This is a genomic window from Paenibacillus agaridevorans (genome assembly GCF_003112455.1).
Classification (GTDB): domain Bacteria; phylum Bacillota; class Bacilli; order Paenibacillales; family Paenibacillaceae; genus Pristimantibacillus; species Pristimantibacillus agaridevorans.
Window position 1 is genome coordinate 12,948 of the sequence record NZ_BDQX01000315.1, and the last position, 11,055, is coordinate 24,002.

Consider the following 11,055-nt stretch of genomic DNA (forward strand, 5'->3'; position numbering starts at 1 on the left):
AAGGTACGCGGCTGGTCGTAACCCGAAATCCCCTTGGAGAACCGTCGGCATCGCAGCGCTACAAGCCCGTCTCCGATGCCTATGTGATCGATACGGAAGATGCCGCGCCTGCGAAGCCGTTCCGGCTGGCGCTGCAATATAGGAGCAAGCCGCTTGGCAAAGCGGATGCGCGCAAGCTTGGCTTGTACCGCAAGGATGCCGCGGCGCCGGGAGGATGGAGTTATGTCGGCGGCATTGTCGATACGCGGCAGCGTATGGTAGCGTCGACCGTTGCGCAACCGGGCGAATACGCCGTCATGCTGTACGATCGTACCTTTGCGGATCTCGACAACCACTGGAGCAGGCTCGATGTCGAGGTGCTGGTCAGCCGGCATATTGTCGACGGCACATCGGCGGATCGTTTCGCTCCGGATCGGGCGATTACGCGAGCCGAGGTTGTGAAGCTGCTGGTCCAGCATTTGCTGGGGAACGGGGGTGCGGAAGCGTTGGTTTCGGATAAAGGCGGAAGCACGCTGTTCGCCGATGTGCCCGCTGGAGCATGGTTTGCCTCGTATATAGCAGCGGGTTATGAGCTGGGATTGGTAAAGGGAGCGGGCGGGAGCTTCCGTCCGAACGATCCGGTAACGCGCGAGGAGCTGGCGGTGCTGATTGTCCGCTTCGTGCAGTTGTTGCTGGAGAGCGATGCAAAATCGCCGGATTTCGCCGTGCTGCGTCGTTACGCGGACGGTGATCAGGTATCCGGCTGGGCGGCGGAGGCGGTCGCAATCTCTGTCGGCAACGGTTGGGTGCAAGGCGTAAGCGGCACGGAACTGGCTCCCAAGCGGCAGGCGACCCGAGCGCAGACGGCGGTTATGCTGCTGCGGGTACTGACGGATATCGGAGCGATCAAGGAGAAGCGTTAACGTTCCGAAGGCTGCCGTTTCGTAGAGCTTAACGGTTGTTCATGAGTTACAGAATGGGGCAAAAAGAGACGCCTCCCGTATCACGTTAATCGTGGTGCGGGAGGCGTCTTTCCACGTTGAAGGCTGTTTATGGCGACCGCGCCGATTATTATTCTAAAAAAATGACAAACGAATACAAACGCAGTCCATTGTGACCCCGCAAGGTTCAAAATATACTGGAAAAGAGATTGAAAGCGCTTTACAAAAGATTTTGAACCATTGCTTGATGCAAAGTTGGTTTCGATGAAAAAAGCCTATTATGGAGGAGGAAACGATAACATGCGAAAAAGGAAAATCTTTATGAAGCCGATTAGTTTTCTGATTACATTAACGCTTGTTTTTCAGGTTTTCGGCGGCATGGTGTTGCCCGGTGCAACAGTCCAGGCAGCAGGTACGGATATCTACTCGACTGCGGCAAACCAAACGCTCGACCCGGACGATCCTTTGGACGTGGTGCTCACGAAGCCGTACAGAGGCCAGGCGGTAACCAAATCGGGGACCACGGGCACCATTACGATTGATTTGCCGTACGGCACGTTTTATCAGATGCTGCACCCGGTCGTCAACGCGGGCTCGACTGTCAAGGTTTATGAGAGCGACGGCGCCGAAATCGTCCGTCTTGCCGGCATTAACAATGGCGATTACGAGCTGGGGCTAAAGGATTCGCAAGGGAATAGAGTAGTGCCGGGCTGGACAGGCGGAACCTATTACCTGGACGTTGCAAACGGTCAAAACACAAGGAGATACACGATCACTGTAACCATACAGTCCTTATCGGATTTTACATTAACCCGAAGTGTCCAAGGCGGGGAAACCGAGGCCATAAATAAGCCGGGCGAGCTGGTCGCGCCGATGAACATCCGCGCGAACGAGCACGGTATGGACACTTGGGGCTCCACTTATATCGGCTATGGAGACACCGGCTTAAACTCCATTGAGGCGCCGATGAAGCCGTCCTCCTATAGCGGGAAGGATTGGTACGACTCGTTCTGGGGACCGGATGTCTACGTCCATACGGCAAACGACATCAATAAATTCAAGCCCGCCGGCGTTTCGAACGATCTGCCCAAGGATGACAGAGAGATTCCGCTCGCTTGGTACGGCGATAACATGTACGTGCAGACGATCGCCAAGGACAATTCCGACGGCAGAATTGACGCCTACGGGGTGGATGTAAAATACGATGGCACGATGACCAAAGCCGGTAAAATCTCCGGGTTCGATAAACTTCAGTCGGATATTATCCGTATCCACAAGTTCGACGCGCCTGCCGCCGCTCCCGGGCATGAGGACGGAGACCGCGGCGCGGCCAGCAGCACGACCCAGCGACTGGAGATGAAAACCAATTACACACCGGACAACGTCGTCGCCAATGACGGTCCGGGAACGGTGACGACCCATTTCTGGCGGCTGCTGGTTCCCTCGGAAACGGTGAAGCGGCAAAAGCAGGTCGGTGCCAACGGCATAGGAACCTGGTCTCCCAACAACTACAATTATATTTATCAGATCAAGGAGGCCAAAGGCAACGCCAACGGATCTCCGACTGTAGGCATTGGGCTTAGAGCAGGCGGCACCCTGTCATTCGAACACAGTCGCAACAATTCGACGCCGAGCGGCATGCAATCCGCCGGGGGAACTAACACGGGAACCTTCCTTACGCTGTCCAAAGAAGAATTTGTCGACCGCTGGATCGATATCGAGTTGACAACCGAAACGGCGGATTTCGGGCATCTCTACGTAAGGGTAACCGATACGGATACAGGCGAGCTGCTCGGCGAGGGAACGCTTAATGAAGCCGATATGTTAAGGCGCAACACGGAGCTGCAGCTTCCCGCACCCAACCCATCCGGCCCCGGACCTGTATACAGGGAAGGGAACTACAATACCCTGAAGGACGATCAGGGGAACAACGTCAATTTCGGGCGTTCCAAGTGGGGCATTTACGGCAGCTTCCCCGCCACCGGCACTGGCCGCCAAGAGTGGCAGTCATCGACGATTTACATGGCGGACATCACGATTATCAAGCGCGACCGGGATACATACGTGTTCCCGAACGGGTACAAGCCAACCGATAGGGACCTTAACCTGCGTATCATGGGCTGGGAGCATCAAAACCAGATGAAAGTGTCTTTGGGCACCAAGGTTACAGACTTAACGCTGAAGGACGAACTGGATGTCACCTTATCCAACGGCCATACCGTTAAAGTCCCGGTCAAGTGGGATACGTACGGCTACAGGCCGACCGTCCCGGGCACCTACAGAATTTTAGGCGAGTTGCAGCCGTCGGAAGCATCAGGCATCACAATACCCGCCGCCCCCGACAATTATTATCCCGATTATTACAAGCCGTACTTCGAAATCAACAACTCCACGGTGCATGATTGGGGTAAAGCCGTGATGGGCGCGGATATCAAAATCGTTTCGCATAACGAGGAGGCCCCGAAGGGGAACGTCCTTGAGGAAGACCGCACCTCCATGACGACTTCGGAGGGGTACGCGTTTTTCCAAAGCGGCTCGTCGTTCGAGATGAACGCGGGCAGAACCCCTTGGCGCTATTGGGTTGCCCTGGATTTGGGCAGGCAGATCGATATTTCGCGCATCGAAATAGAATTTGGCACGATGGGCTCTCCCGGGCGCTCAAGAAACAGCTCCGCCTGGTGGACAAACGACGCGGAAGCCTATGAGTCGCTTATAGAATCCTACAATAACTTCTATAACCCGCTAGATCCGGTGCTCGCGGCCGGACAACCGGAGCCGGATCGCCAGTATTATGAGGCTAACAACTGGCCGACGAAAAATCCTTTTGGCGTCGAAAATTTGGTGGGGTACAGCGGTCCATGGAATTACTTTGCGGGCAGCGGGCGCCAGCCTGCTAACGCCAATAGCCAAAGCACGTCCGCCGCATCAAACTGGAATCCATTAACCCAAGAGGCGTTAAAAGGCGGCACTCTCGGAACCAACTACACGCTGGGGCGCCGGGCAACCGATGTTTTAGCCAACAATGACGGCAAGCCGATTACGGCGCGGTATGTGATGGTCGTAAACGAGCTTAACTTCTTCTCGTCTGTCACCGGGCCGCCAGGGACGGTAAGCGGATCTTCGCCGGGCCCGATGCAGTTTTTGGACTTCGCCGTCATTGGAGAGTTGCATGACGATCTCGCGGATTTGATGGTGCTGGAGACGCTGACGGTCGACGGCGTGCCGGTTGCAGAGTTCGACCCCGGCACCAAGAACTACACGTTGGATGTGGCGGCGTATCATCCGCTCCCGACAGTAGCGGCGACGCTCGGCTCGAATTCGATGGACGCAGGCGCAACGATTGACATTATTCAAGCGACCGCCGACGAAAAAACCGCAGTTGTCCGAATAAGCCGCACGGACGGAAAAGACGTGTATTATCTTGTTCATTTTAATGAGGTCGATATACCGGTCGATCAGGCCATCGATGCTGCCAAGACTTCGGTGGAAAGCGCAGCCTATACGGCAGAACAGGCGGATATAGGGGACATCGCTCAGGCGAAGTCGACAGTGGAAACGATCATCGGCAGCCTGAATTTATACGGCGTGACCGCAACGGTTGCGGACGATACGTTTACGGCGGCGGTCGCGGGCACGGAGAGCGACGAGAGAGGAACGGACGGCAGCTACACCTTTACAGTAACCCTGAGCAAGGAAGGGGGTACACCGCAAACAACGGTTACACTGACATTGGCGATTACTGCGACGCCATACGCCACGTCCGTAACATCAGTGACCGTTTCACCTTCGACCGCGACGGTGCAGAAGGGCAGTACAAAGGCATTTACAGCGTCGGTTATAGGAACAAACAATCCGGCGCAAACGGTTGCATGGACGATTGAGGGCAATGTCGCGCTTAACGCCGGCACCACAATCAGCTCTGACGGAATCGTTACGGTCAGCGCAGCAGAAACAGCTTCGACCATTACCATAACAGCAACGTCGACTGTTGATATGACAAAGAGCGGTACGGCAACGGTTGCAGTTATCGATGCGCCAACGCCAGATCCCGGCACAAATAATGGCGGTCCGCCAAGCGGAACGGGGCCAACGCCAACGCCTACCCCGACCCCTAGCCCGGTGGCTACTGTAACGCCTGCGCCAAGCACGACGCCGACCGTTAGTCGTACGTCGACTCAGCGCCAGAAACAAATTGCGCAGGACGCTCCAAAATCAGATGCGGCTATTACGGTTGCCGGGCCTGCCAGCACGATTATGCTAAGGAGCACAGAAGCCATGCAGCCGGTATCGTTAACGATTTCTCCCGCAGTTGCAGCTAAAGTTGCGACTTATGCGTATATGGAAAGCGACGGAACGGTCGTTCCCATTCCTACGGTGATTGACCGCGCAACGGGCGCCGTTACGTTGCTTGTAAGCAGTAACGGAGATTATTTCCCTGTCGCGGTAAACAAAACATTCAACGACGTTGAATCATCGGCATGGTATGCAGAATCCGTTGCACAGGCAGCAAACAAGCTTATTGTTTCCGGTTATAACAATTTGTTCAGACCGAACGACAGCGTTACCGTTGCCGAGTCGACGGCCATGTTTATGCGCACATTAGGTTTGGCTGTCAATCCTGACGCAATAACAACGACCAATGAATGGTTTGGCAAAACAATGGCAACGGCTGAAAGCAAGGGCTTAACGGAGGGGATAACAGCATCGCCGCCAAGCAGCAATATTGCTCGAAAATCCGCCGTTCAAATTGCGGCTGCCGCGCTAAAGCTTGCCGGAGTAAATACAACCTTATCCACGGCGGAGGTTAATGAATGGCTGGCGCCGTTTACAGATGTTGCAGCGTTGTCCGTATCGGAAAGGAATGCGCTTGCATTAGGTGTGAAGTATAAAATATTCGCAGGCTACGGCGATGGAACCATACGTCCGGACGCGGAGTTGACTCGCGCCCAAATGGCGATTGTCGCCATTAATATTCAGAAACGATTGCTGGACTTAAAAATTCAAAAAACTTGATTCGATTGAACTGTGACCCATAAGAAGGACATCTTGAAAAAGGTGACCCTCTTGTGGGTCATTTGTGTTTGGCCATCTCTGTCACGAGAATGTAAGAAGTGGCGAGTATCATTCAGACTATAGTTTAAAAATGCAGGATGGGGTGGATCAGGATGAGTATTTTGCGAACGGTTGATTTAAGGAAGATCTATGGCAAGGAGCCCAATCAGGTGAAGGCGCTGGATGGCGTAAATATAGAGATCAAAGAGGGAGAGTTTGCGGCTATCGTCGGTACTTCGGGGAGCGGGAAATCCACGTTGCTGCACATGCTGGGCGGTCTGGATCGAGCGACTGGCGGGCAGGTCATCGTGGACGGGAAGTCTATACTCGATATGAACGACGACGAGCTAACGGTATTTAGGCGCAGGAAGATCGGGTTTGTTTTTCAACATTACAACCTTGTTCCGATCCTTAATGTATATGAAAATATTGTGCTGCCGATTGAGCTGGACGGCAATACGATCGATAAATCGTATGTGGATCATATTGTTAAAACGTTAGGTTTGGCGGGGAAGCTGGATAACTTGCCCGGTCATTTGTCCGGGGGACAGCAACAGAGGGTTGCTATTGCTCGCGCATTGGCCACGAAGCCCTCTATTATTCTCGCGGACGAGCCTACCGGCAACTTGGATAGCCGTACAAGCCAGGAGGTCATCGGACTGCTCAAGGTAACGAGTAAACAATTTAATCAGACGATGGTGATGATTACGCATAGCGAAGAAATCGCCCAGCTTGCCGACACGATCATCCGCCTTGGCGACGGTAAGGTTGTTGGGGGGAAACAAGGATGATGTTTCCAAATTCCAATAAAAGAATCATTAAAAAACTGATTCGCAAAAGCTTAAAAGCAAACCGCACAAGGAACCGTTACGTCATCTTGGCCGTCATTTTAACCACCTGGTTGCTGACGACCGTATTTACTCTTGGCATGAGTTTTATAAAAACCTTCGACATGCAGCAGATAAGAATGATTGGCACGACGGCGGATGTGGCATTATCCAATCCTTCACAAGAGCAGATTGAACGGTTGAAGCAGCTTCCGTATGTGAGCCATGTAGGACTCGATACGAAAGTGGGGCAAGTGATCCCAACGCAAGAGATGGGTGATCTGGATGTCAGTATGCACAGGTACGACGAGTCCGAATGGGACAAGATGAGAGCTCCTCTTCTGGGGAGCAAAGTCAATTCTTATCCGGAGAAGCGCAACGAAGTGATCGTCCCGACCTGGATATTGGACAAGCTAAATATCCCAGAGCCGACAATCGGGATGACCTTGCCTCTAACGTATCGAAGCGAAGCGGGGGAGAGCACCGAATCCTTCATTTTAAGCGGCTGGTATACGGATTATTCTCAACTGCGCTCAGGCAATGCCGGGGTCATTATAGTATCACGTGAATTTGCCGAATCCGCTGGCGCGGGCTTTGGCGACAAAGGTACAGTAGCATCCATTGCATTTAAAGGCGGAAGCAGCATCGATCAAAACATGAGCAGGCTGGAACAGGACCTGAAGCTGAATGAAGATCAGAATTTGGCGAGCTACTCCAATACAGAAAGCCAGAACAACTCGAAAATGGCAACCGCGCTGGGGATCATCGGAATTATTGTGTTTATCATGTTTAGCGGATATTTGCTCATTTATAATGTGCTCTATATTTCTGTAGCTACGGACACAAAATTTTACGGGCTGTTAAAGACGATTGGGATGACGAGGAAACAGATTATAAAAATGGTGAACGGCCAAGCTGTCCGATTGGCATGGATCGGGATACCGATAGGCGTTGCAGCAGGGATGATCACAGCATTAGTTGCGGTGCCGTTGGCGATTGAAGCCTTTACTTTGGATACGGAAGTCGAGATATCTTTTCATCCCGTTATCTATGCGGGAGCGGCGTTGTTCGCCTGGTTGACGACAATGGCCGGATGCAGGAAGCCGGCCCGAATTGCAGCAAAGATTTCCCCGGTTGAAGCTGCAAAGTATGTGAGGACGACAACAAAGAAGGGGAGACATGGCTCCAAGCTATATCGAATGGCATTACGTAATATGTTCCGGGATAAAAAGCGGGCATTAACCGTGTTCCTGTCGCTGTTTACAGGTCTCACTACTTTCCTGACGGTCAATACGCTTGTGCTCAGCATGAACACAGATAATTTTATTGCCAGCTATGTCGATAATGATTTTGAATTGGAAAACAAGACGGTCGATTTCGGATATCAAGGGGAGCAAAAACAGAAATTGACGGAGGAGATGGCGGAGTCCGTTCGGCAAATGAGCGGGATTACGGACGTCAGGAAAACGTATATCGATAGGGGCGGCAGTCTCGGTTATACGCCCGAAGTGTTTGGAAAGTTCGTCGATGATATCGTTATGAGATACGGGATGGAACGACCCACGGACGAGCAATTGAAGGATTCGGGAATGTTTTGGTCCGTGCTGATTGGGATCGATACCAAGTATGTAACTGAACTAAACAAAAGTCTCGAAACCCCCATTGATGTGGAACGATTCGAAAAAGGCGAGATTGCCCTGCTGAGCGCAAGTGAAGAGCTTTTGAACAGGGGGGATCGCTTTCCGTTAAACTTCAAGGAGGGTGGTGTTGAGCGGGAGCTTGAGATAGGCGGATTTGTAAGCCCGCAATTCCAGGTTTCGTTCGGCGGGATGGCGCCTAATGTGTACGTCAGTCATAACGCTATAAAGCAAATCATTAGAGAACCGCTTTTGTATAAAATGAACATCCAAGCCGAGAAGGGCGGGCATGAGCGAATTCAGGAGCAATTGGAGGCGTTGGTTGCAGGCGACCGTGAAATTGAGCTGACATCAAAGCTGCAATGGGCGGAGAAAATGGAGTCTGCCAAGATCATCTTTTACATTTTAGGCGGAGCTATTACGCTGATTCTTGCCGCTATCGGCATTCTCAACTTCATCAGTACCATGTTAACGAGCGTTGTCGTACGCAAGCATGAATTTGCAATGATGGAAAGCATCGGGATGACGAAACGCCAATTGCGGAAAATGCTGCTGCTCGAAGGAACAGGTTATGGAGTTATATCAACGTTGCTGATTATTTCGTTAGGGTCATTGATCAGCTATGGTGCTTATTATGTGTTTAGTCAAGAAGCCGATTATGCCATCTATACGTACCCAACGCTTCCTTTGCTGATCGCGCTGGCGTTTGTGTTCGCAGCTTGCCTAAGCGTGCCGATTATCGCTTATAATAGATCAAAGAAGATGAGTATCGTGGAACGTTTGAGAGAAGAGAGTTAAAGAATAAGAGGAGGTGAACGCCATGGCGAGGATTCTCATTGTCGAAGACGATCGGCTGTTAAATGAAGGACTGGCTTATGCGCTAGGGAATGAAAATTACGATATTTTATCTGCTTTCTCGAGTGAAGAGGGGTTGATCGCCTATCGCAGCCATGAGGTTCATCTCATTATTCTTGATAATAACTTGCCCGATAAAAGCGGCATGGAGTTGTGTAAGGAAATTCGCCAAATCTCGACGGTTCCCATTCTATTTTTAACAGCCAAAGATACAGAACAGGATATGATCGCGGGTTTCGAATCCGGCGCGGATGATTATATCGCGAAGCCATTTAGCATGGCGGTGTTAAGCCAGCGAATTAAGGCGATTCTTCGCAGAGGCGGGGGAGAAGAAAATCCGCAGCTGTTTTCGTATAAGGATTTAATCATCCACTATGATAAGATGAAGGTGTATAAACATAATCGGGAGATTAAGCTGACCACAACGGAATTCAAACTTTTAACGATCCTTTCCCGACATAACAAGATGGTGCTAACCCGGCAGATGATACTCGAAAAGTTATGGGATCTGGATGGGATCTTCGTGGATGAAAATACGCTAAGCGTAAATATCAAAAGATTGCGTAATAAAATTGAAGATGATCCGAAACAAAACGTCTATATCAAGACTGTTTTTGGCATCGGATATACTTGGGGGAGTGAAGGTTGAGAAGCTCCTTTACCCGAATTATCATCGCTAGCTCGGCGCTGTATGCAATCGCATGCGGCCTATTTATTTTTTTATTAATGCAATATGAGGCCAGTCGGGCCATTATTGCGCTGTCGGTTCTTTTCGTTTTGGCGGCGGCTGGCATATTTACGGGTTTTATGCTGAGTATTCGAAATCAAATGTCCTCGATCCTGTCCAAGCTTTCGTTAACGATTCAATCTATTATCGATAGACAGGACAGCGAATTGTTCCCCGTTTCAGAGGATAATCTGTTGTCCAAGCTGCAGGAGCAAGTGCTTAAGCTATCGGGAATTTTAAGGATGCAGAAGCAGCGGTATAAAGAGGAAAGCGAGGAAGTGAAGTCGCTTATCTCGGATATAGCCCACCAGCTGAAAACGCCGCTAGCCAACTTGACCATCTACAATGGTTTGTTAATGGATAGCGGGTTGACTACGGATAAGCGTCAGGAATTTACTCGTATTCTGCAAAGCCAGACGGAAAAGCTGACGTGGCTCATGGATAATCTGATCAAGATGTCCCGGCTTGAGAGCGGCATTATTACGATTCAAACGCAGAAGCACGATATTGGCCAAACGGTTTTTGCCGCAATCAAACAGATGTATCCTCACGCAGAGAAGAAGAACGTAGAAATTCAATTTAGCGGCGAGCAAAGGATCGAGTTGATGCATGATGTAAAGTGGACCGGGGAAGCAATCGTAAATGTGCTGGACAACGCCGTAAAATATACGGATGAAGCGGGCGTCATCAAAGTTTCGATTCACAAATACGAGCTGTTCGCGAGAATCGACATTGAAGATAACGGCAAGGGCATACCGGAGCATGAAGTAAGCCAAATCTTTAAACGATTTTATCGCGGAGCCGATGTCACTGATACACACGGAGTGGGAATTGGCCTATATTTGGCCAGGAAAATCATTACGGAGCAAGGCGGCTATATTAAGTTGAGCTCGGAATGGGGCAAAGGGAGTCTATTTTCGATCTTTGTTCCGGTTTGCGACAGCTTATAGGTTGCTCCCGCTGCTTCAGCTATAACGCCACTCGACTGATACAAACGGGGCTGCCCTGGAAAATCTGTGAAAACGGACTTTCCAGGG

At 51.1% G+C, this 11,055-nt stretch carries 6 protein-coding genes; all 6 read left to right on the top strand.

The annotated features are described in order from the left end of the window. Positions 1–902 (top strand): S-layer homology domain-containing protein (locus PAT3040_RS25125; protein ID WP_181376823.1); only part of this gene is annotated, 902 nt, incomplete at its 5' end. Between the two features lie 318 nt (positions 903–1,220). Continuing rightward, positions 1,221–5,933, top strand: a complete 4,713-nt coding sequence (locus PAT3040_RS25130) for an S-layer homology domain-containing protein (protein WP_181376824.1) — start codon at positions 1,221–1,223, stop codon at positions 5,931–5,933. 152 nt (positions 5,934–6,085) lie between these two features. Further along, complete coding sequence (locus tag PAT3040_RS25135; protein WP_108994831.1) at positions 6,086–6,763, top strand: ABC transporter ATP-binding protein; 678 nt, start codon at positions 6,086–6,088, stop codon at positions 6,761–6,763. Further along, positions 6,760–9,234, top strand: a complete 2,475-nt coding sequence (locus PAT3040_RS25140; RefSeq protein ID WP_108994832.1) for an ABC transporter permease — start codon at positions 6,760–6,762, stop codon at positions 9,232–9,234. The genes PAT3040_RS25135 and PAT3040_RS25140 overlap by 4 nt, the downstream gene beginning before the upstream one ends. 22 nt (positions 9,235–9,256) lie before the next feature. Continuing rightward, a complete protein-coding gene (locus tag PAT3040_RS25145; RefSeq protein WP_108994833.1) occupies positions 9,257–9,940 on the top strand; it encodes a response regulator transcription factor in 684 nt (227 codons plus the stop codon). Further along, positions 9,937–10,968, top strand: coding sequence for a sensor histidine kinase (locus PAT3040_RS25150; RefSeq protein ID WP_108994834.1), 1,032 nt, complete (start codon positions 9,937–9,939; stop codon positions 10,966–10,968). The genes PAT3040_RS25145 and PAT3040_RS25150 overlap by 4 nt, the downstream gene beginning before the upstream one ends. The last annotated feature ends 87 nt before the right edge of the window (positions 10,969–11,055 follow it).